22 protein-coding genes are annotated in these 21,978 nt (G+C 41.2%); 6 read left to right on the forward strand and 16 right to left on the reverse strand.

The annotated features are described in order from the left end of the window. The first annotated feature begins 38 nt into the window (after window positions 1-38). Window positions 39-686, forward strand: a complete 648-nt coding sequence (locus AC59IL_RS35285) for a phosphoribosyltransferase (RefSeq protein WP_496556962.1) — start codon at window positions 39-41, stop codon at window positions 684-686. 41 nt (window positions 687-727) lie between these two features. On the opposite strand, the gene AC59IL_RS35290 is transcribed toward AC59IL_RS35285, so the two are convergent. Together AC59IL_RS35290 and AC59IL_RS35295 are read right to left on the reverse strand one after the other, a co-directional pair. Continuing rightward, on the reverse strand, window positions 728-1,795 hold the full coding sequence (locus AC59IL_RS35290; protein WP_496556963.1) for a hypothetical protein: 1,068 nt from the start codon (window positions 1,793-1,795) through the stop codon (window positions 728-730). A 10-nt stretch (window positions 1,796-1,805) separates the two neighbouring features. After that, entirely contained in the window at window positions 1,806-2,780 is a 975-nt protein-coding gene (locus AC59IL_RS35295) for a ribose-phosphate diphosphokinase (RefSeq protein WP_496556964.1), read from the reverse strand. Window positions 2,781-3,092: 312 nt separating this feature from the next. Between AC59IL_RS35295 and AC59IL_RS35300 the strand changes: the two genes are divergently transcribed. Beyond that, a complete protein-coding gene (locus AC59IL_RS35300) occupies window positions 3,093-3,527 on the forward strand; it encodes a hypothetical protein (protein WP_496556965.1) in 435 nt (144 codons plus the stop codon). A 25-nt stretch (window positions 3,528-3,552) separates the two neighbouring features. On the opposite strand, the gene AC59IL_RS35305 is transcribed toward AC59IL_RS35300, so the two are convergent. Together AC59IL_RS35305 and AC59IL_RS35310 are read right to left on the reverse strand one after the other, a co-directional pair. Beyond that, on the reverse strand, window positions 3,553-4,137 hold the full coding sequence (locus AC59IL_RS35305; RefSeq protein WP_496556966.1) for a CDP-alcohol phosphatidyltransferase family protein: 585 nt from the start codon (window positions 4,135-4,137) through the stop codon (window positions 3,553-3,555). Next, complete coding sequence (locus AC59IL_RS35310; RefSeq protein ID WP_496556967.1) at window positions 4,137-4,325, reverse strand: phosphatidate cytidylyltransferase; 189 nt, start codon at window positions 4,323-4,325, stop codon at window positions 4,137-4,139. The genes AC59IL_RS35305 and AC59IL_RS35310 overlap by 1 nt, the downstream gene beginning before the upstream one ends. Window positions 4,326-4,655: 330 nt before the next feature. Between AC59IL_RS35310 and AC59IL_RS35315 the strand changes: the two genes are divergently transcribed. The 4 genes from AC59IL_RS35315 to AC59IL_RS35330 all read left to right on the forward strand — a co-directional run bounded on the left by AC59IL_RS35315 (window position 4,656) and on the right by AC59IL_RS35330 (window position 6,712). Further along, window positions 4,656-4,826, forward strand: a complete 171-nt coding sequence (locus tag AC59IL_RS35315) for a hypothetical protein (protein WP_496556968.1) — start codon at window positions 4,656-4,658, stop codon at window positions 4,824-4,826. 15 nt (window positions 4,827-4,841) lie between these two features. After that, window positions 4,842-5,141, forward strand: a complete 300-nt coding sequence (locus AC59IL_RS35320) for a thioredoxin family protein (protein ID WP_496556969.1) — start codon at window positions 4,842-4,844, stop codon at window positions 5,139-5,141. A gap of 61 nt (window positions 5,142-5,202) precedes the next feature. Then, window positions 5,203-5,712: a P-loop nucleotide/nucleoside kinase family protein gene (locus AC59IL_RS35325; RefSeq protein WP_496556970.1), complete on the forward strand. Its 510-nt coding sequence runs from the start codon at window positions 5,203-5,205 to the stop codon at window positions 5,710-5,712. Continuing rightward, window positions 5,693-6,712 carry a hypothetical protein gene (locus AC59IL_RS35330; RefSeq protein ID WP_496556971.1) on the forward strand — a complete coding sequence of 340 codons (1,020 nt, stop codon included), beginning with the start codon at window positions 5,693-5,695 and terminating at the stop codon, window positions 6,710-6,712. The genes AC59IL_RS35325 and AC59IL_RS35330 overlap by 20 nt, the downstream gene beginning before the upstream one ends. A gap of 11 nt (window positions 6,713-6,723) precedes the next feature. Here the strand turns inward: AC59IL_RS35330 and cysQ are convergent, their stop codons facing one another. The 12 genes from cysQ to AC59IL_RS35390 form a co-directional block, all read right to left on the reverse strand. Beyond that, window positions 6,724-7,509 (reverse strand): 3'(2'),5'-bisphosphate nucleotidase CysQ, encoded by a 786-nt coding sequence (cysQ, locus tag AC59IL_RS35335; protein WP_496556972.1) that lies wholly within the window; start codon window positions 7,507-7,509, stop codon window positions 6,724-6,726. A gap of 43 nt (window positions 7,510-7,552) precedes the next feature. Continuing rightward, window positions 7,553-7,726: a universal stress protein gene (locus tag AC59IL_RS35340; protein WP_496556973.1), complete on the reverse strand. Its 174-nt coding sequence runs from the start codon at window positions 7,724-7,726 to the stop codon at window positions 7,553-7,555. Between the two features lie 9 nt (window positions 7,727-7,735). Further along, window positions 7,736-8,920: a DUF8173 domain-containing protein gene (locus tag AC59IL_RS35345; protein ID WP_496556974.1), complete on the reverse strand. Its 1,185-nt coding sequence runs from the start codon at window positions 8,918-8,920 to the stop codon at window positions 7,736-7,738. A 65-nt stretch (window positions 8,921-8,985) separates the two neighbouring features. Beyond that, the gene (locus AC59IL_RS35350; RefSeq protein WP_496556975.1) at window positions 8,986-9,576 is read right to left on the reverse strand and encodes a GyrI-like domain-containing protein; all 591 of its coding nucleotides are present in this window, start codon (window positions 9,574-9,576) and stop codon (window positions 8,986-8,988) included. Between the two features lie 41 nt (window positions 9,577-9,617). Continuing rightward, on the reverse strand, window positions 9,618-10,460 hold the full coding sequence (locus AC59IL_RS35355; RefSeq protein ID WP_496556976.1) for a universal stress protein: 843 nt from the start codon (window positions 10,458-10,460) through the stop codon (window positions 9,618-9,620). A 10-nt stretch (window positions 10,461-10,470) separates the two neighbouring features. Beyond that, a complete protein-coding gene (locus AC59IL_RS35360; RefSeq protein WP_496556977.1) occupies window positions 10,471-11,292 on the reverse strand; it encodes a hypothetical protein in 822 nt (273 codons plus the stop codon). A gap of 780 nt (window positions 11,293-12,072) precedes the next feature. Continuing rightward, window positions 12,073-13,923: a sialate O-acetylesterase gene (locus tag AC59IL_RS35365; RefSeq protein WP_496556978.1), complete on the reverse strand. Its 1,851-nt coding sequence runs from the start codon at window positions 13,921-13,923 to the stop codon at window positions 12,073-12,075. A gap of 162 nt (window positions 13,924-14,085) precedes the next feature. Then, on the reverse strand, window positions 14,086-16,029 hold the full coding sequence (locus AC59IL_RS35370) for a glycoside hydrolase family 97 protein (RefSeq protein ID WP_496556979.1): 1,944 nt from the start codon (window positions 16,027-16,029) through the stop codon (window positions 14,086-14,088). A 73-nt stretch (window positions 16,030-16,102) separates the two neighbouring features. Next, entirely contained in the window at window positions 16,103-19,309 is a 3,207-nt protein-coding gene (locus AC59IL_RS35375) for a T9SS type A sorting domain-containing protein (protein ID WP_496556980.1), read from the reverse strand. Window positions 19,310-19,344: 35 nt separating this feature from the next. Then, complete coding sequence (locus AC59IL_RS35380) at window positions 19,345-20,823, reverse strand: cellulase family glycosylhydrolase (RefSeq protein ID WP_496556981.1); 1,479 nt, start codon at window positions 20,821-20,823, stop codon at window positions 19,345-19,347. A 207-nt stretch (window positions 20,824-21,030) separates the two neighbouring features. Then, the gene (locus AC59IL_RS35385) at window positions 21,031-21,525 is read right to left on the reverse strand and encodes a hypothetical protein (RefSeq protein ID WP_496556982.1); all 495 of its coding nucleotides are present in this window, start codon (window positions 21,523-21,525) and stop codon (window positions 21,031-21,033) included. Between the two features lie 44 nt (window positions 21,526-21,569). Beyond that, window positions 21,570-21,971: a hypothetical protein gene (locus AC59IL_RS35390; protein ID WP_496556983.1), complete on the reverse strand. Its 402-nt coding sequence runs from the start codon at window positions 21,969-21,971 to the stop codon at window positions 21,570-21,572. Between the last annotated feature and the right edge of the window lie 7 nt (window positions 21,972-21,978).

Raw genomic sequence — 21,978 nt, forward strand, 5'->3', positions numbered from 1 at the left:
ATAGCAGGCTGAACATTACTTAATTTAAAAACCTGCACATGTTTTTAAACCGAAAAGAAGCCGCTTTACAACTGGCTAAAGCGCTGAAAAAATACAAAAACAAAGAGGTGATTGTATTAGGTATTCCACGGGGAGGTGCCGAAACTGCTTATTATGTAGCCAAAAACCTGAATGCCGGATTATCGTTTTTAATTGTGCGCAAACTCGGCCACCCGTATAACCCGGAGTATGCTTTCGGCGCAATCGCCGAAGATGGCTCAGTTTATTACACCCCTTCTGCCACATCAGAATTATCGCAGGAAATGATGGATGAAATAGAAGAACAACAATACCGTGAGATTGAGAGAAGAAAACAAACACTCCGCAAAGGCCAGCCCCTACCGGATATAAAAAACAAAATCGTCATTATCACCGATGATGGTATTGCTACCGGAGCTACTATTTTTGCTGCTATTAAAATGTGTAAAAAGAAAGAGGCAGCAAAAATTGTGGTGGCAGCACCGGTTGCAACTGAAAGCAAGGAAAAAGAATTGCAGCAGGAAGCTGATGAAGTGATCATTCTGGAAACACCTGATCATTTCTACGCTGTGTCGCAGGCCTACGATTCGTTTTATAATCTTACAGATAATGAAGCCCTGGAATTTTTAGAAAGATGGGAAAAAGAACGAAGGGCTATGAAACACTAATACGAAGGAAATAAAATGAACAATGTTATTTAATTCCCGTTTCATTGTTCAAACCCTTTTTGGATATCCATAAGTTGCTTATGATATTGTTCGGCCAGTTGCAGATAAGTATTGGCCTTTATTGGCCATGTGGGATCATCTTTATATACAGACTCTGTTATATGCCTCACCACCAAAAACGCCCGCAGACAGGCTTTTTTCAGCTTATAAAAGCAAATGAGGTCTTCCGGTATATGATCGGATGTCAGAGATGTATAAATGTCAAAAAACAATTTCCCCACCGCTGAATTTCCCATCATTTCACACTCCATGGCAAAAAAAGATAGTTCTTCTGCTGTGTCCAATATCCTCAGATCCCGGTTAAATTCCAGGCAGTCAATGATAGCAGGTTCTGGGGCAATGCAAATATGCTCTGGCCGCAGATCACCATGAGCTTCTATGATCTTTCCATCTGCGATCCGTTTTTCGAACATGGAGGCATGATCTTTAAGAAAGTTTAGCAAACCGGCTGTAAGCAGCTCAATCAAATCAATGGGCAATTTGTATGCGGGATTAACCAGTTCCCTGTAAGTAGTATGCACTTCCCCCTTAAGTTTTTCACTGTACAGGCAAGGGGCTGTAACAATACATGGTGAACTTTTATAAAATTCCGTTAACAGGATAGCGGCCTTTTGCACCAATATTTCATTAACAGCATGTTGTTTAATTACATAATCCAGCATGTTTTCCTCCGGTATTCTTTTCATATGCACCAGCCAGTCTATAATTGTTCCCTGTCCCTGTAAAGCCATGTTACCACTATCATCAACTGTAAGAGGTATTATGCCAAGGTAAATATCTTTTGCCAGCCTTTTGTTCAAACGAACTTCTTCACGACAATTCCTGAATCTTGATTCGAGTATCCTAAAATCAAGAAACCGGTATTTAACAGGCTTTTTAAGTTTGTATACAAAATCATCAGCCAAAAACACCCACGACATATGGGTTTCTTTTATTTCTATATGGCTTACCTGAAATGGATAAACGCCGGGGTGTTTTAAAAAAGCGACCTTTTCTTCAATAGAAAACGTTGTTTTATCAAGTGGCCGTTTTGTAATAATTTTCGCCATCGGTAATTTTTTAATCCTGTAACAACTCAGTAATCGATCCGCCTTCACTTATTCGTTTAATGGCTTCGGCAAAAAGGGGCGCCGCATTCAACACCTTTACTTTTTCTTTTACGTGGGTATGTTGTAGCCTGAAAGGCGGAATGGTGTTCGTAACTATAATTTGTTGTAAACTTTCTTCCTGTAACGTTTCATCGGGATCACCGGTAAAAATGCCATGTGTAGCAACAGCCAACACTCTTTTGGCGCCTGCCCGTTTACATGATGCAGCTGCCCGGGCCAGTGTTCCCCCTGTGCTTATCAGGTCGTCGATAATTACAACCGTTTTACCTGATACATTTCCCGCTACTTTTTCACCCCACACTTCTCCGCTGCTGCGGTATTTTTCCATAAATACCACCGCCAGCTCTTTATTTAATTTTTCACCTATTGATTGTTGAAATTTTTCGGCACGTTTAATCCCCCCAATATCCGGCGACATAATAGCAATACTATCATCTTTTAACAATTCGGGCAGCAGAAATTCAATAAATATTTTTTTCGCTTCCAGGTGCTCAGTAGTACAACGAAACGAATTTTGATATGCCTGAATATTATGTACATCAATAGTTACTATACAATCTGCACCAGCTGCTTCAAAAAGCGTCGCCAGGTAACGTGTGGTAACCGGGTCGCGAGGCTTTGTTTTCCTGTCTTTCCGGGCATAGCACAAATAAGGCACTACAGCCGTAACGTGCCGGGCCGAAGCATCCTTTAATGCAGACAAAAAAAATAACAGCCGGCAAAGTTTATCATTCACACTTTGCCGCTCATCGCCATATAATGATTGAATCACAAAAACATCCTGATTCCGTACACTTTCCAGGGGACGGCTTTTGTGTTCTCCGTCTTCAAATTCCCTTTCTTCATGTTCACTCAATTCAATACCTAATTCATTGGCTACCAGTTCGCCAAAATAGCTACTGCTGTGTAATGCAAATAGTTTCATATTGAATGTTTAAAAGCTATTTTCACACGTTTTTGCCTTTTATTCTTTTACAAATCTCTCAACTATTTGTTTATTATTATCAACAATTGCTGCACCAGACAGCATGACATGCGTCATAGTGTTCAGGTTCTAAAAGACCATAAGCTACCAACGTCTTTGGGTGCGCATCTTTCTATACTCTACCCCATATTAACTTTTCAACCTGTTATCTTTCAAACTACTTTTGAATTTTATCATTCCACCAGGTGACATCCGTCATTGAAAACAGGTATGCAGTTAAAATAACTTTGAATTGATGAAATCAATAGCACTATGTTATCCGGCAATTATTTATATTTTATTGATGACAGAATTGAAAAACTGAAAACTGCCATTTTTTATAATTCCAGTCAATCATTGCTGAGATTTCCTACCTGCATTATAAAAATTACAGGTTTTGATGAAAGCGGAAATGTTTGGTTTGCCGTTAAAAAGCCATACGATGACATAACAGATTTTGACAACAACTTCCCGGCAGAACTTCAATTCTACAATAAAAGCTATTCATTTTACATTACTGTTTATGGCAAGGCTACTATCATTCCCGAAAAAAATGTGAGTGCTGATGAAGCCCTGATAAGATTCCGAATTTTTAAAGCTAAATACTGTTACAGCAAAAGAAAAGTAAGAACCAGACTTAATATTACAGGTTTTATCAGGAGCCTGTTTACATATGAAAGGGGATATCATTTATTACGATTTGGTTGACATACCCCCTTGTTCAACCAAAAATTTACGACCGGGTTATCCGTTTCCTTTTCATAACCCAGTACAATCCTTTTACATTGGCTTCCCATTTTGGCAAAAGCAGTACCAGAATTATCTCTTCTACAAGATCCATAGCCGTAATAAAAGCAGCTATATAAAACAGCATATTTATAGGATTTGAAAGAAAGAAAAACAGAATGAGGAAAGCCCCCTGTAGCAGAGAAGCAAGTTTAGCCGCATAGGTATGAAAGCTATTTAATTTACCATACCGGATGAAAGCAAGGATAATCTGTAAAATGAACAACGCCAGCAACAGAATAACATAAGGCAATTGCTGTTTAAGAAATTCAGGCTTTAATACAATCACACCTGTTACGGCCGCAATAATAGTAAGATCATCTGCAATTGAATCAAGCTTTGCACCCAGTATGCTGGTTACTTTGTATTTGCGGGCAAGCCAGCCATCCAGCGCATCAGTTAAAAAACTTATTCCAAGCAGCCATTTAAATAAATCAGGTTGTTTGCTGAAAATCAGAAAAACAAGTATCGGGGCTGCCATCACGCGATAGAGCGTAATTCCATTTACAATATAATAACTATGCTTACTCATTAGAGAAATAGCAATAAATAACTAAAAACAAAAGGAGCAGAACCGAGCAGGGAGTCAAACCGGTCGAGCATACCACCATACCCCGGTAAAATAGTTCCTGAATCTTTCACATTAAGGCTTCGTTTCATAAGCGATTTGATCAAATCGCCATAAGTACCTGTAACTATTATAATTAAAGCAATGACCAACCAGTTGATATTGTAAAGGCCAGGTTGCCAAATGGATTTGTTGCTTTCAAATAAAGTTCAAAAACAAAAATACTGAATGCAACATGAATATTTATCAATGCAATTTTCCAATTATCCTTACGCTATAAAAATAACTGCTGTTAACACCACACGGTAAGCATCCGTTGTGTTAAATTATTCATTGTGTTTGCTTCTGATTGAATTTCATATTGTTATTGCAAGATTATTCTTTTTGAAGCCTGCTTTATTATGATGCACATCAATGAGTGTATTGATGAACCTCATTTAATTTAATTGCCAAATGACCGTTCTTTGAAAAAAGTTCTCTTTATGGCTAAAAAACAGAAACCTGAACAACCGTCGGAAATTCCGTTGCCGGCAAATCCTGAAATAGTACCAGGCAGTGTGCCGGAAGAGCCGGTTCCGCCGGAAGAAGAACCTGAGCCGGAAAAGGAACCCAATGAACCCACACCTCCCCCTGAATTTCCGGAAACTGAATAATAAAAGTATAAAAGCATGAATAATTTTGAATCATATATAAATGGCACGGTGCCGGTTGTAGTTGAATTTTATGCAGACTGGTGTGAGCCTTGTAAACTAATGACTCCTGTAATGCAGGAAGTAAAAGAAATAGCAGGCGAAAGAGCCATTACATTAAGAATAGATATTGACAAAAATTCCGAAATAGCGCAACGATACGCTGTTTATACGTTGCCAACAGTGGCAGTTTTTAAAGAAGGGAATATGATCTGGCATAAAAACGGAATAACACCAGCGCACGAAATCCTCGAACATTTATTATTGGAAATGGAGTGAACAGGGAATCGGGCCAGTTTATGTTTTATTTAAAACAAACATTTTTCTAAACAATTATACTATGGTGATAATTGTTATTGGATTACCGGGTTCAGGAAAAAGTTACTTCGCCACACGGCTTGCAACAGCTATTGATACAGATTATATAAATAGCGACATCATTAGAAAAAAAATGATCAGCACAAGAACATATTCAATAAAAGAGAAACTATCAGTATATAATGAAATGCATAAACAAATGCAACTGGCTGTGCAACAAAAAAAAGATATAGTGCTGGATGGCACTTTTTACAAACATTCGATCAGGAAAAAATTTATAAAGGAAGCCAGGGAGGCAGGCGGAATTATTTTTATTGAAGTGCGTGCGGCTGAATCGCTTATCCGGGAAAGATTGCAACAAAAAAGAACAGATAGTGAGGCCGATTTTGAGGTGTATCATATTATAAAAGCCCAATGGGAACCTTTACTGGAAAAACATTTAATATTACAATCAACCAATGATAATTTAACCGACATGTTGCATACAGCAATTGATTACCTGAATTTAAAAAATGACAAAAGAGCAAATTGATAAGTTAATTTTGGAAAAACAATTGCCGGAACCTGCAGGAACGCCGGAGCTTGTTGAAACGCATATTTCCTGGGTTATATTAGGTGACCACTATGTATACAAAATAAAAAAACCAGTGTATTATTCCTTTCTTGACTTTTCTACTTTGGAAAAACGAAAATATTTTTGTGAACAGGAAATGGCACTTAATAAAAGACTCACTACAAACATATATCTTGATGTGCAGCCTGTAAGAGAACTTTCAGACCACTACTCTATTGGCATCGATGAAGGGAAAATAATAGACTATGCGGTAAGAATGCGAAAAATAGACAGGGATCTGCAAATGGACGCCCTTCTATCGAAAAATAAAGTAACCACAGCCGACATCCGGCGGTTGGCAGAAAAAATTGCCGCCTTCCATAAAAAAACAAGTATCATCTACGATAAAGATTTACTTGATATTCAAATAAAATTCAAAGACCTGCAAGCAGAGAAAGATTTTTTGCCTGAGCATTGTATTATAATCGATCATGCCATAAACACTTCTGATCATTTTATGAAAAAGAATATGTCATTGCTGGCCAAAAGGCTTAATGATGGCTTTTTCAGGGATTGTCACGGCGACCTGCATACAAGGAATATTTTCCTGCTGCCCGACCCTCAGCCTTTCGATTGTATAGAATTCAATGATGATTTCAGGCAGATCGATGTTCTGAATGAGATAGCTTTTTTATGCATGGATCTGGATGCTTCAGGCTGGTATGACCTGTCGGATCTGTTTGTAAAATATTATAACGATTTTTTCCCTTCTATAAAAACCAGGGCCGATCAGCAGCTTTTTATTTATTATAAAAGCTATCGTGCAAATGTAAGGGCAAAAGTAAATAGTCTCAGGGCTCGCAGTGCCGGTAATGAAGCTACAAAAATTGATTGTTTAACACAAACTGAAAAATATCTCAGATTAATGAATCATTATCTTAATTTACTGGAAGCTGAATTACCATATCTCAATTATTAAATGGTTCCGGGTTAAAATGCAACAAAGAATGGATTAGTTAGCTGTGGCTTATTATAACTCAGTTCCGACTTTAAATTTATATGATAAACGCCCCTGTTTGAAGCGTTCAAAATAGCATGGGCTGCGGCTGTGTCCCATTCCATTGTTGGTCCTAATCTTGGATATATATCTGCCTGTTCTTCCAGCAGCAACATAAATTTAAGTGAACTCCCCATGGATGTAAGAGTAACATTTGAAAATTGGCTGATGAATTCTTTTGTTTCAACCGATATGTGTGACCGGGATGCAACAACGGTTATTTTTTTCTTATTCAGCAGATCATGAAACCGGGGCCTTTCTGCCAATGGTGCAAATTCTATCTGATTGCCTTTTTCATATTTATATAATCCGGTATCCTCAATACCTGTATATAAACAGTCGATGCAGGGCGCATAAATCACTCCTGCTACCGGTTTATTTTTAACTATCAATGCTATATTGATAGTAAACTCCCCGTTTTTATGTATAAATTCTTTGGTGCCGTCAAGCGGATCTATCAGCCAATAATATTCCCAACCTTTCCGTTGGAGGAAATCAATATTCATTCCTTCTTCAGACAGAACAGGCAGGTTTGTTTTTTCAAGATGATTGGTAATAACTGCATGGGAAATCGTATCTGCTTTTGTTAATGGAGAATCACCTGGCTTTATTTCTATTGCAAATTCTTCTGAATTATATACATCCATAACTACTTTGCCGGCTTCCAGAACTGCATATTTTGCTATTTCCAGTAATTGGGGTATATCTGAAGTACTCACGAACCAAATTGATTTACATTAATCGCGATTTATTGCAATTTATTTACTTACGTGCAATTTCTACGGAGCATTTTGCATGTAATGCTATCGACCGGGATACAGAACCAGGCAAAAAACGCCCTATCGCTCCCACCCCGTGTGAGCCGACCATAATTAAATCGGCGCCAAATTTTTCAGGCTCCTGTAAAATTGCATGTTTGGGCGATCCCTCTATCACAGCCGTTATTTATCCTTTAACATGTACTACTGTTCTTCTGCGCCAGTTAACATTTTGTATTATGGAACCAAATGCAATAGAAACCAACACACCCAATATGAACCATCCGAGAAAGGGTGTAAATGACAATATTTTAAAAAAGATAAAAATGCCCAGTGCAACAACCACTATTCGCCAGTAATGCCAGTTTGTATTGGAACGGTTATTAAGCCAGTTAGCAGCTACCACAGAAGTAATAACCGTGCCCAACAGCGCAAATACAACATAACTGAATAATAAAATGATTCCTACGGGAACACCTATAATCGTAATACATGCTACAACGGCAGCAATAGGAACACCAATCCAGAATAAAAGACCATATCCAAGTGATTTCAGGGCTTTGTCATATGCAGTTTCCCCGGCTTTTTTCATAGTACTGCTGAACAGATACTGAACAATCATAATCATTAAAAGCACAGTTCCAGTATACCATAACAAACCTAAAAAAGATGAAAAACCGAGGTAGTACCATTGATTATAATTCATTCGCAGTGATGGATCATATACGGCCAGGCCGCCTTTAACAGACTGTTTAAAGTCAACATCTTTCCGGTGTGACCAATAATGAACACCATTGTTAAAAACCGCAGCATTACCAATTATAATTTTATCATTTGCTGCAATAACAGATTTGCCCTGTATAGTACCATTTATAGTGATAATGCCTCCCCTGCAATCAATATCTTTCATAACGTTACCAGTTAAAAGCAGCTTACCTGAGGCTGTTTTTACCATACCATCTACATTGCCGTCGATAGTTATCTCACCGCCTGCAGATATCAGGTTTCCAATAGTAGCGCCCTTATTAATAACAATGTTACCGCCAGTTGCAACCACATCGCCTGCAACATTCTTTAATATATTCAGTTTACCGCCTGCACAACGTATGTCATCACCAACATAACCATTGAAAGAAACAGTGCCACCTGCTACAAGTATATCATTGAAAACACTATCATTGATGGTAATTGTACCACCTGCTATAATTAAATCGCCATAAACAGGGGCATTAATTAAAATATCACCACCCGAAATATACAGGTCTTCATGCACCGGTTTATTAATAACAACATTTCTACCCCATTCAATACGGGTAGCGCTGGCTGAATACACAACACCCAGCAACAGACCGGTTATAATCAAAAGTTTCATGATTAACATGTTTTAATTTTTTCATTCTACTTTTTTTACTTCCAGAATTCTATTGCATACTTCCTTTATTTAATTCGTTGATAAACATCTGTGCGAAGCAGATTTGGATCTTTTACAGTAGTCGGATCGTTCAGATAAACTTCAAATGGCGCCGCCACCGCCTTCTTAATATTTTTTGTAAGCCAGTTATCAATGGCATTGTAGGCAACAGCAATGTGGTCATAAGAACCCTGGTAATGCACTACCAGCGCATCACCGCCTGCCAATCTTTTTGCCTTTATTCGTCCGTACACCTGGTCGGGTAATTTATTTACCTCAATGCCCGCCTCCAGAACAAAAGGTTCATGCGACGAGTAATAAAACCCCATTATTTTACTGGGAAGTAATTTTTGCTGACTTATAAACGAAAATAACTCTCCGTAGCATTTAGACAGTATCCGGCCAATATCGGCTGCCCTGGTTGCCGTATCGGCAATCGTTAATACAAGCATGGGAGCCAGGTTTATTTTCTCCATGATGAAGGATGGTTTCTCCGTTGTATCCTGCACCCTCATTTGTATAGTATTATAGGCAGAAAAAACAAGACCAGTGCCCGATGGAAATGGAATAAAGCTACAAATGCCCAATACTGAAATAAGAGAAAGTATTAGTTTCATATACAAAATTCAATTTCATTAACACTATATGAACTGCCGGCTTATTTATTATGCGCAATGAAAAGCGGAGCGTCTAATTCCTCCAACAATATATCTGCCATACTGGGCCTGAACCAGCGCGAAGCAAAGCCCCTCCTGTAAGCACCCAGCACAACTAACAAATTCTCATCCTGCTGTTTTAGATGTTTAACAATTTCCATTTCAGGATCACCTTTTAAAACGGTGAACACTGCTTTCGGAAAGTGTCGTTTCATAAACTCTTTCATTAATCGATTATCAGGAAGATGCAAAGTTTCTTTTAATCTTTTCACAGAAATAACTTCAGTATCCAGATGTTTAAGGTCCTCCAAAACATAACTGAATGTTCTGATAGCATATACAGATGTTGGCTCTCCATCATATAACAATACAATCTTATCTATGGGCTTGTATTTCTTAGGCACTACCAACACCGGGCATTGAACTTCACTTAAAAGATCACGAAGGAAATGTGTTGGTATTTTTTCTTCATAATGAGTGAGTGTTTCTTTACTTTCAACTACCAGCAGATCTGCAAAAACACTTTCATGAAGCAATTCCTGTAAGGCTATACTTCTATCGTGATGTACAGAATAATTTAAACCGGCCTCCCGGCACGCTTTATTAAAGTTGTTTACAGATTCTTCACGCGTTTTTCCATCTTTTTCATCTAACCTTATCCGTTTTTCTTCATTTACTCCTCCTTCCTCACCTATTAACTCATATATCTTATAACTATGATAGGTGAAATCATCGAGAAAGATACCCACCAGATGCGCATTTGTTTGGTTAGCCAAATGAATAGCATAATTTGTCGTGCTGTCAGAATATTTCAGTCCGTCAATTGCAGCAATTATCTTTTTCATAATGATATTATTAATGGTGAGCAATAAATAAAGGAAGGTTAATGGTTTTCACAACCAACTCAGCAGTGCTGGGTTTGAAAAAAGCAGAAAGCATGCTGCGGCCAAAAGCCCCCATTACCACAAAAATATTTTTCTTCTCCAGCAGGTATCCAAACAATTCATCACTTGCCTTACCATGCAGCATATGGAAGCCGATACCTGAATAATGCATTTGAAGCAACTCCCCTATTTTATCCTTGTCAATAATCGGCTCTTCTTCCTTTTCATTTATTTGAAGAACAGTAACCCTTTTGTCGGTAAGTTCAGGAAAAAGGTAAGTGAATTGCTTTATGGCAAAAACAGATGATGCACTGCCATCATAGGCAAACAAAATTTCATCAATACCATAAAAACTAAATGGAGCTAATACTACGGGACATTCACTTTTTGCGAGAATTTCTTTTATAAAACCGGTAGGAGCTTCCTCCTTTTTTTCTTTTATCGACATTTCAGGGTCTACAATAAGCATTTCTGCAAAACGACTTTCTTTTATAATATCACCAATCGGAACGCCCATAGAAAGATTAACCGAACAGTTTGCGCCTCTGGCATCGCAGGCTTCTTTAAAAAGATGGATATTTTTATCAAATAGTTTTATTCTTTCTTTTGCTTCGATCGACGTTCCATGCCGAATTCCACGTAATGTTTCTATGGCCATTATTTCTGATGCTTTCTCATTATCAAGCAACACCCCAATAAGTTTTGAATGAGTGAGTTTTGCAATAAAACAGGCAAAATCCAATACATTCATATTTAATTGATCGGCATCAATAGCAACTAAAACTTTTTTCATACCAAAAGTTTTTTATTAAAGCTATTTATTAATACGATCAAAACCTATGATGATGGTTATAATGCACGGTGATAATAATCAAACTAAAAAGGCTTAAAGATTGTCGGTAAAAAAAGTGCGTTTATATCGACGCACTACGGATTGTTCACGATTCATATTTTATTTTTGGAGACGCCCGGATTAATGGTAATGAGAGAATTTGAGGGGATCGATGGATAAAGAAATTTGTAAAGGAGACCGGATCTCAGTGGGCGAAAACAACCTGGCTTAATTGGGTATAACATAATCATCTTCATGGTCATTTGTTTTAGTCGATCAATCAGTTGATCAAATAGTCGATTAAATGGGCCGGGTTAACTATGTTATTCAGAAATAAAGGTAAAAAGCCGTTGAAGATAACCGTTGTTATAAAAGACTGAAAAAGAACGTGGTAACTGTAAAGTTGTATAAAACTAAAAAAGGACCGCGATTAAGCGATCCTTTTTTACGAGGTCCCGACCAGATTCGTCGGAACCGTATAATTAATTGAAAATCAAGAGTCGCGTTTTTTAGTCGAGCAATCGTCGAGTAAAATCGGCACTTCTTACCTGTTTTTCTCTGTCATAACATAATTAAACCCGCCGTTTTCAAATTTATATATTTTATTTGAAAACGGCGGTTACTGTCTACAAGATTCGCCATATGTTAAACCCTGAACATTTAAGATTTACATTCGCACTTGATACTATTACCATGCACAGTACCAACAACGCCAGCTTTATAACTTAGATCATTTCTATTTTATTTTTGGGTAATCCCTTTCCATTTATCTGTTCTGAAAGGAATGGCAGGCAGCTTTTCAGAATTGATCAGGTTACATTCAGGATTATCTGCCCAGGCATAGCGGACTGCTTCTGGTTCTTTTACGCTATCAGCATATACGATCACGTGATCGCCCTCAATACTGGCTTTTGCCCAATAAAATTTATGGTCATTGCCTGCAATGGCAAAACCGGTCACTTCTTTTCCATCTTTTGTTGAAAGCCCTGAACCGGTATTGGTAAAATTGATGCGGATCCTGTTCCCTTCTTTAAGAAAACCTTTATACAGCGGACCAAATGCGGGCACATTTTGTTTGTATACCAGTTTATTGGCAATTAAAGCCAGCCGGCGGCCGACTTCCTGTTTGTTTTTTGGATGGATATCATTCGCTTCTCCAATATCTATGATGCATGCCATTCCCGTGTTAGGCATATACAATGTCATCGTTTGCGCTTCCCTCAATTCGGCCCATTCACTTTCTGATGGAAGTGGTTTTGCTTTCATGTAATTGGCCAACTGAACAAATAAAAACGGAAGATTGCCTTGCTGCCAGCGTTTTCTCCAGTCTGCGATCAGCATAGGAAATAATTTCCGGTAATCATAAGCTGCTCCGGCATTCGCCTCACCCTGGTACCAGATAAATCCTTTAATACCATAAGGAATAACCGGGTTGATCATTGTATTAAAGAGCACTGTGGGGTAATACTGATAATTGAGTATTTTAGGAAAAGCGGTTTCAAGATCTTTTTTATATAACCATTTTCCGCTTAAAGAAATTTTAGTTGAACCGTCTGCAATGTAAATATCATCTGCCGCATTAAAACCACCCCCGCCCCATAACATGGCTATTCTGACAGCAATGGTATTTTCTCCGCTCTTCACAAGATTGGCAGGAATGGTATAAGAATGCGTTGGATTGCCATACCAAACATTTTTACAAATTTCCTGACCATTAAAGTAAAGCGAATAGTTCATCTCAGGATGACCAAGGCTGATAGTTACATTTTTTACACCAAATGCCTCGGGCAAGGTGATCTTTTTTCTTAACCAAACTATTCCTTCTTTATAGGCCACCCCAACCTCCTTTATCACATTCGGCATTTCAATTGCTGTCCAACCGGCATCATCATATGCCGCAGCCGGAACTATTTTATCCGCATTATTTTGCGGATTATACACCATCTCCCACAAGCGTATCTGGTTCAAACTGTCCTGTACAAAATCTTTACGGTCGGGAGCAAGCGTATCATTGCTAAGCGTTCTTGCCTTAGTGATTGGCGAAGTAAGCAGCATATCCCTGCTTGTCCATGCTTCTACCGGTGTGCCACCCCAGGTGCTTTGAATAATACCAACCGGAACCTTTTGGTCGCGGTGAATTTTACTGGCAAAATAGTAAGCAACTGCAGAAATCTCCTTCACATTTACAGAATCACAAGCTTTCCATTTTCCGGCTAAAATATCGGTTTGAGGTTTTACCTGTTTATTATGTTCAACAACCAAAAAACGGATTTTCGGGAAATTGGCGTTTGCAATTTCTTTACCTGCATCCTTAGCCTGCTGCACCTGCCATTCCATGTTCGACTGACCTGAAGCCAACCACACATCACCGATAAGAATTCCCTTTAGACTGATCTTAGAATCCGGTTTTCCCGATTCAACAACTTCCAGTACATAAGGTCCTCCTGCTTTAAATATTGGAAATTTAATCTGCCATTTTCCCTGCTGATCGGCTTTGGCTATAACCTGAACATTTTCAAGTTTTGCAACGACAAGAGCGCCGGGAGGTGAATTTCCCCACACCGGAATTTTGATGCCTCTTTGCAAAACCATACTATCCCCAAACACTTTCGGCAAAGTGATTTGAGCATGAGATGATACCGGAAGAAGAAATATTGTAAGAAACGGGAGCAATATTTGTACATGGGATCTCATTGTATTTTATTCGTTTGTTCTAAAACTGCCAGGAAATATTTTTTACTCAGTAAGTACGAATCATTCAAGAACCATTACAAATCCACCATTTGCACTCAGCGTAATATCACATTTTTTTTGCTTTGTGGCATTAAGAACGGCTTTTGAAAACAATTCATTCCCGGTCCCATCTGTGAACAAAGTTGCGTTGCTTTTCTTAAACGAGGTAACGTCAAGAATAACTTTCTTTTCATTTTTATCTCCATTAATCCCCGCGATGTACCACCGGTTACCGCTTCGCCGGGCAATGACAGCGTATTTTCCGGGATAACCTTCCAAAAATTTTACATCGTCCCAGTTGCCAGGAAGGTTTCTTAAAAACGCTTTCACATCATCCGGCACCTGAACCATTCCTTCGGGTGATTGTGCGTAATGCTGTATGCCTGATAAGAATAAAACCGAAAGGGCCAGTTCAAAGGCGGGTGTGGTTTTTCTGATACAATTAGAAGAAGTAAGCCCGGTAAGGTTCATGGGTGTAAAATCCATTGGGTCGAATGCATTTCGGGTGAAGGGCAACATTGCGCAATGGTTGGCTTGTTGATCGGCGGCATTCTGATCAAATGTTACCATTTCCATTCCATAAATTGCTTCGGTTGTCATAAGATGCGGGTATGTTTTTTCCCAGCCTCTTGGCAATGTAGCACCGTGAAAGTTTACAAGCAGCTTATATTTTGCCGCATCATTCAAAATATCGATGTAGTATTGGATCATGCTCTGACCATCGCCACCGAAGAAATCGATCTTTACGCCTTTTATGCCCATTGCCTGCAGCCGGCTGAATTCTTTTTCCCTTCCTTCCTTCGTAAGCAATTTATCTTTGGGATGATAAGTGATCGTGTTCCAGTCACCTGCAGAATTGTACCACAATAACAATCCAACATTTTTTTGTTTTGCATACGCCGACAGTTCAGCTATTTTATCATACCCGATCCTGGTATCCCAGTCTGCATCTATGAGACAATATTGCCAGTGCATGTCGCCCGCATAGTCAATATATTTTTTTTGTTCATTGAAAGTGATGTTGTCATCCTTGCTATTGATCCAACTCCAACTGGCTTTTCCCGGTTTTACAAAGGAGGCATCGGTTAACAGGGCTGCCGGTGCCAGATCGGTACCCAATGTTGATTCGGCAATCGTTTTCAGGCTTCCCATTGTTATTATACGCCATGGGGTAAGCCAGGGCTTATTGTTTTGGGGTAAATAGCCACCGCCTGTAAACACTTCTCTGGGGTCGGCAAATCCGATTGAATAAACAGCCGAGGCAGCGTCATTGATCAATCTTGTGCCGCAATAAGTACCATCCAATGCTGCTTCGGTGATCAATACCCATGTATCGTTTGTTTTAAACAAAGCAGGGTACACCCAACCTGACTTTAACGGCGATACGGTGCCAACAGCAATGTCCTGCAAATAATGTTCTTCATAAGAGGGATGACAATGCTGCCAACCTGTTTTTGCTTCACTCATGGGTTGCAGCCAGGCTCTTGTATTTTTGTCAAATGCAAATGAGGAATGTTCTTTAAGTATCGTTTCATTATTATTTATCCAGGGAAAAGAATACCGGAAAGCCGCCCCGTCGTTGGATAGCCGGAAAATGAGATCCATTTTTTTCCCTTCTTCATTCACAAAAGACATCACCAATTGATTGGCCTGGTAAAGAATGCTGCATTTTTTTGCATTCTTTGTTTGGTAGCTATCTGTTATACGTGCTGGTTTTGAAGGGCTGACCAGTTTCATGCCTTGTGTAAAATCATGCCCCTTCATCATCACGCCTAAAGCCGAAGGTTGAATGACGTTAACACCAGACTTTTGTATCCTGTATTGAATTTCACCTGAAGCTGATAAGAATACCTGCAACGAAATGGACATGTCGGGACTTTGTAATTGAGCAACCTGCTGTGCGGGTAACTGATGAAATGTTGCAATAAAGAGCCAAATTAAAAGAATTGCTTTTTTAAAACTCATTTTGAAAACTATCTGATTTAAAAAATTGGGAATGCTTCGCTGGAAGCATTCCCAATAACTGGTGAGAAATTTGTTATTTAACGATGAGCTTCTTAATGAAACTACCTGCTTTTGAATTTATCCTGACAATGTAGAGCCCCGCCTTCAACCGCGAATTGATCTCTATCTTATTTACGCCTTGCGCGTTCTTTTCATAAAGCTTTCTGCCCAAGTTATCATAAACTATTACGACCGCATTTTCCGAAATTTCCGGAAGAAGGATCGTAAACCGTCCCCCATTGGTTGGGTTCGGATACAGGCTAACAGCATCCTCATTAATTATATTCACTTGCGATGCTATTCTGGCGCCCGAAGATCCCGGAACGAAGGGCGAAAGATAGTTTCCGGCAACCACCTGTTGTGTAATGCCGGGCCCCTGCCAGGCTACCGCTACATTATCTCCACCACTTCCTTCCTTGTGAAGCACTTCAATGTAGTACTTCTGTCCCGCTACCAGGTTAATGGCAGTTGATTGCTGAGTGCCGTACTTATTCCATTCTCTCGAATTCGTCCATCCACTCACGTAAGCTATCCTCGATGCATTGGCCGGGTTTTCGCTGGTGCTCAGGTACAGCTCCGTGTTATCATCTCCCGCTACCCAAAAGGTGTAGCTTCCACTTGCAGGAGGATATATATATCCGCGGATCCGGGTCCCATAATTATCCGCCCAGTTTGTAGGGCCTTCCAGGCTGGTGATCTGCCCGCTACCCGTTGGATTGTTTGGATAATTGGCATTGGAGGTCAGGTTGCTAATAGCTGTTCCGCTGATTCCTGTCCAGTATTCTCTCAGTATAGAGCCTGTTACGGTAAGGCTAAAGGTTTGCGTGCTTTGGCATCCTCCGCTATTGGTGTAGGTGGCCACATAATTCCCTGCCTGGTTCACCTGGATATTTGAAATGCCTGCTTCGCGTGTTGTAGCATTAAAATTATTCGGACCGCTCCAACCCCACGATCCTCCCTGCACAGGCTGGGGACCAAACAGCACACTGCCACCTGCATTTACAGTGGCATTGGCTGTCTGCTGCCAGGTTCCACCATTCAGCTGTACGTACGGGGTGATGGCAGTAGGCGTACAGGCAGTGGGATCCCAATAAATTAAACCTCTTCCGCCGCCGCAACCCATAAATACCCTTCCGGCAACGTTCATGTCGCCGGTGAGCAATGGCGCACCTGCAAATTCATGGGCGTCATCATTGATCCTGGCCCAGGTGGCGCCCTGATCTGTTGATCTGAAAAGGCCGGTAACGCCCTGCACTGTTCCCCAGATGAAAACAGTAGGATAGCTGGCTCCTGACATTGCCTTTCCTATGCCGACCGTTTTGCAATAGGTTACATTTGAAACTGTCGTATAAGTCGCTCCGGCGTTTGTTGAATATTTCAATCCATTGTTGCCCAGCGGCACCCATATATGTCCTTCAAGCCCCGGCGCTGTGCGGATCAGGGTTGATTCCCATGGGTAATTTGCTGTTGTGCTGCCCGGTGTACCTGCCGCAGAAAAACTTACTCCTTTATTGGAGCTCTTGAGCATTTGTCCGTTGGTTGGATTATAGATATAGAAAATATTGGCATTTACCTGGTCAGCGACGGGAATAGCGCTGCCGAATGATACACCAGAACAGGCTGTCCAACTGGCTCCGTTGTTGGTCGTATAGTAGGTTGTTGAAGAATTTCCGGGGCAATGCAGTATGGTGCCTCCATCTGCGCTGATAGCAACTTTTCCGTCTGTCCCCATATTGGTAGCGGTTCCCGTCCATGTAGCGCCCATATCGTTGGAATAGTAAACGACATTTCCGCCGTTGGAAGCTCTAACTACTCTGCTTGTGTTGGCGCCGGCATAAGCAATGCTCTGGTTATTCCCATCTGTAGGAGACAATCTTTTTGACGGATAAGAAGTCAGCGGCTCATGCACAAAGCCTGTTACGTCGCCGAAAGAGGAAATAACCGGACCTCCGGGGATGCTTATCACGTCGAGCAGGGCTGTTTCTTCAAGGCCTATCACATCATATTTCCAGGAAGGATTTGCGGCTGTAATATCCGAACAGGTATATACGCCACCTCCGCCGATCACCCGCACTTTTGACAAATTGGATTGGTCAAACTCGATACAGTCCATCCAGTTAACCGCACCTCCCCTTGACCATTCCATGCCGTTAGCATCGTAGGTGGCATTGGTGCCGTTCTTAAGGGTCCAGGTCGATCCGCCATCGGTAGTGAGAAAAATAAAGTCGCCCCAGCCTGTACCAAACTGGTTGTTCCAATAGATGCCACTGGTAGAAACTATTACTCTGTTCACATTGGTTGGGTCTATACTTACGCCTCCGTAGCAATAATCCTTCGAACTAACGGGAGTAACGTTTGCCCATACCCCGGTAGCCGTGTTGAGCTTATATAACTTCCCATCTCCATTAGTAGATTGCGGACCTGCATTATCAGAATAGGTAACATACATAGTAGTTCCCTGCAATGCTGCGCGGTGTGGCATAAAACCGGTCGTTGCGGTAATATCGGTAAACGTGTTCCCACCGTCTGTGCTTTTGTAAATATTCCCGCTGCCGGTGCGGGAAACGCCTATGTAAATGGTTTGACTGGCTCCGTTTACCACGCTTCCGGCAGGATCAAAAAGGACAAAACATATGCCGTTGCCATTGGCGGTGGTAGTTACACCGCTCCACGCAAGGTTCCAGGTAACGCCGGCATCTGTACTTTTCCATAGCCCATTAGCCCTGGTCCCACAGAATAACACATTACTGTTTTTGGGATCAACAGCCAAACGCTCTCCATTACCTCGTCCATCCCCATTTCCATGCGCTTTAAATTTGGCTGTAACATCAGTATACGTGAATGTATTCCCTTTGTCTGTGGATTTTAAGATCGCCGTTCGCCCACCATTGATATAGGAGGTTCCGCAAACCATGTAAACGTTGTTGGCATTCTGCGGATCCAGCGCCAATGCTTCCACGCCAATAAATCCATTTTCCGACTCGTTCAGCCAGTCGAGCAACTGCACCCATTTATTGTTCGCGGCATCCCAGCGGTAAGCCCCGCCTACATCTGTGCGGCAATACCTGTCGCCGGATGTTTTGTGAGTAATGATCCCTGTCACAAATCCGCCACCACCTATAGGTGCATTCTTCCAGACATAAGCGGGTGTAGTTTGGGAAAATACTGTAAAGGACACAAAAAGTCCCGAAACAAAAAGTAGTATAACCTTTTGTTCGGAAAGTGTAAGTAATTTTTTCATAATGGTTCAATCGTTTATTAAGAAAATCAGTATCTCTATTTGGCCCCAGCTAAAAGAGCGTCTATGGTACGCTGATCTTTTACTGTATTGTTTCGTCTATCCAAAGCGCCGCCGGTATCCCACCAGAAAGGTTTTATTCCACGGGCCAGAGCTTCTTTCGTTGTAAAGGTTATCCAATAGTCCACCGAAGCGTTATGCAGGGCCAGATCTTTTGGAATATTGGCGGAACCATCACGCCTGTAAGCGCCATACTCCCCCATCAGCACCGGGATCCCTTTATCGACAAATTTTGTTTTCATCTTATTATAGTCAGCAATGTGGTCGTTCTCTTCTCCGTAGGTAGCGTTACGATCAGGCTCAATGGTTGAATGATAGCCGTTGCCCCAGTAGTAAGCCATTTTACCCCAGCTCACGTCCTGGCTAAGGAAACAAAACTGCGCCGGCGTATAGTTATGCACTTCCACCATCAGGCGGTTGGCCGTGGGGTCTGTAGGAAGTGTATTCATCAAATCATTTGTCAATGACATCGAAGTATTGGGTCCCTGAACAATAAGAACACGGTGGCTGTTCTTTCCGCCTGTAGAACGAACAGCATCAACGAACGTCTGGTGATAGACAGTTAACACGCCCACCTTTTCAGCATTATCAGCGTTTGGTTCATTAGCGCTGGCAAACATCAGATGTTCATCAAAGTCGCGCATGGCGGTAGCGATCTGCTCCCATAATGCTTTTTGTTTAGCACTCACAGAATCCTGCTTTAGTGTACTGATGTTATTTTCGAGCCAACCACCGTCCCAGTGAATATTCAGCATCACATACATGCCGTTATTAACACAATAACCCACCACCTCTTTTACCCTGTTAACCCAATTTTGATCTATGTGTGCTGTGGCTTTGTTGTCAACATGAAGGTCCCATGCACACGGCAGGCGAATAGCAGTAAAACCCGACTGCTTTACAAATTTTACATACGACTCGGTGATCATAGGATTGCCCCAGCTTGTTTCTCCGCCCGTAGCTTCCAGGGTATTCCCAATGTTCCATCCTAGTTTAAATTTGGCAGCCAGCTGCACAGCGGTACTCATTCCTGTTGAATCAGGCGCCTGGGGAGATGTGTTATAGGAAGGATATAACTGAGACATTTGTGAAACCGTTACCCTTCTTGCCTGCCCGTTTTCAGCGTTTACGTTCAATATAATAGAACGGGTAGCGCCCGTTCCATTAAAACCTGCTGTTAACTGAACAGTACTGCTGCCGCTATTGCCTGATGTTTTGTTTAATTGCAGCCAGGAAGCGGCGTTGCTGACGCTCCACTGTGCATTCGCATTAATTGCCAGATCCGCTGTTCCGCCTCCTGCGGGAAGATTGATGGCTGAGGGAGAAACGGAGAGTTCCGGCGCAACCGGGCTGCCCTTTTTTTGACAGCCTGTAAAAAACAGTACAGTAAGCAGAAGTCCGATCATATTGACCCAACTGCACCTGCAGCATGAAAAGAGAGATCGTTGTGGTAGCATAGCAATCATTTTTGCAGCATGAAATTAAACGCGCAGCTCCATAAGCATGGTAGCTGCGCGTCCAATTCAGGGTATCAGAATGTTGCCGTTTTTCGTATGCGGTGGTATCGAAATGTTACAGGGATGGGTATTATTTGTGTCTTGATGGAACGGCTCACAACCTATAACGCATTCAATCTCATATATTTTTAGTGAGAGGAGAACGTTTTATTTTCCCGGCCCATGCACCAACCTGATAGTTGACGCCCCCAAATTCGGGGATGTAGCCGTCAATAGAATATCCCCGGCTTCTTTCGTAGTTTGAATAATCACTTGCGCCCGGCCGTTGAAGAGTTTTCGCTTCCAGGTTTCAGCAGGTATAACGAGTTGAATCAATCCCGGATCGGTGTTCACACTTTCCCACTCATATTGCTTTGGTATGGGGGTAGCCACAATGGCAATTACATTTTTGCCGGGCCTCAGCATGCTTGTTAATAACCGGTAACCGTTCACGATCTCGTTTTCTTTACGGTTGTGTGCGATCTCTATTCCGTTGATGTATAGCGATTGCTCGCGGCCAATATTTTTATAAAATAACGAAATGGCCGACGAATTATAATTTGGTGGAAGCATAAAGCGGCCCCGGTATACATAAGCCTTTGCCAGATTTTTATAATCCCGGTCTTTGAAAGCCTCCTTCCAGTTTGTATCGTCTACCGCCATACCTGTTTCGTTCGTAACATCAATACTATCTACCGCTTTCTCTTTCAGGTTTTCGATCCTGATGGTTTCAATAGTTTCAATGAACCTGTCTTTTTCAAGCGATGTGGGATCACCCGGCCGATTGCTTTGAACCCATGACTAAAGCTGGCATCCGGGCTAAATTGCTGTTCAACCGCCCAATCATGTGGCAGATCAAGCTTACGCCAGGCGCGATCGTCGAAACCGGCTGTGGCTGCGCCATCTCCAGAACCAGCCTTGGCTAAATAAGAAAAATAAGCAGTACCGGCGCCAAAGTCCTGCTTAACATCATACGGATGACCAAAAGCAAAACGCCAGTCGTGGTCCATTGGCAACCGTTCTCTTTTTTTTGCTTTTTCCTGTGAAAACGTACATAAAACGAAAAGACTAAAAAGGGTTTGTGAAAAAATGTTTTTATAATAATTCATACAGGGC

Source organism: Niastella sp. sgz303648, from assembly GCF_059587045.1.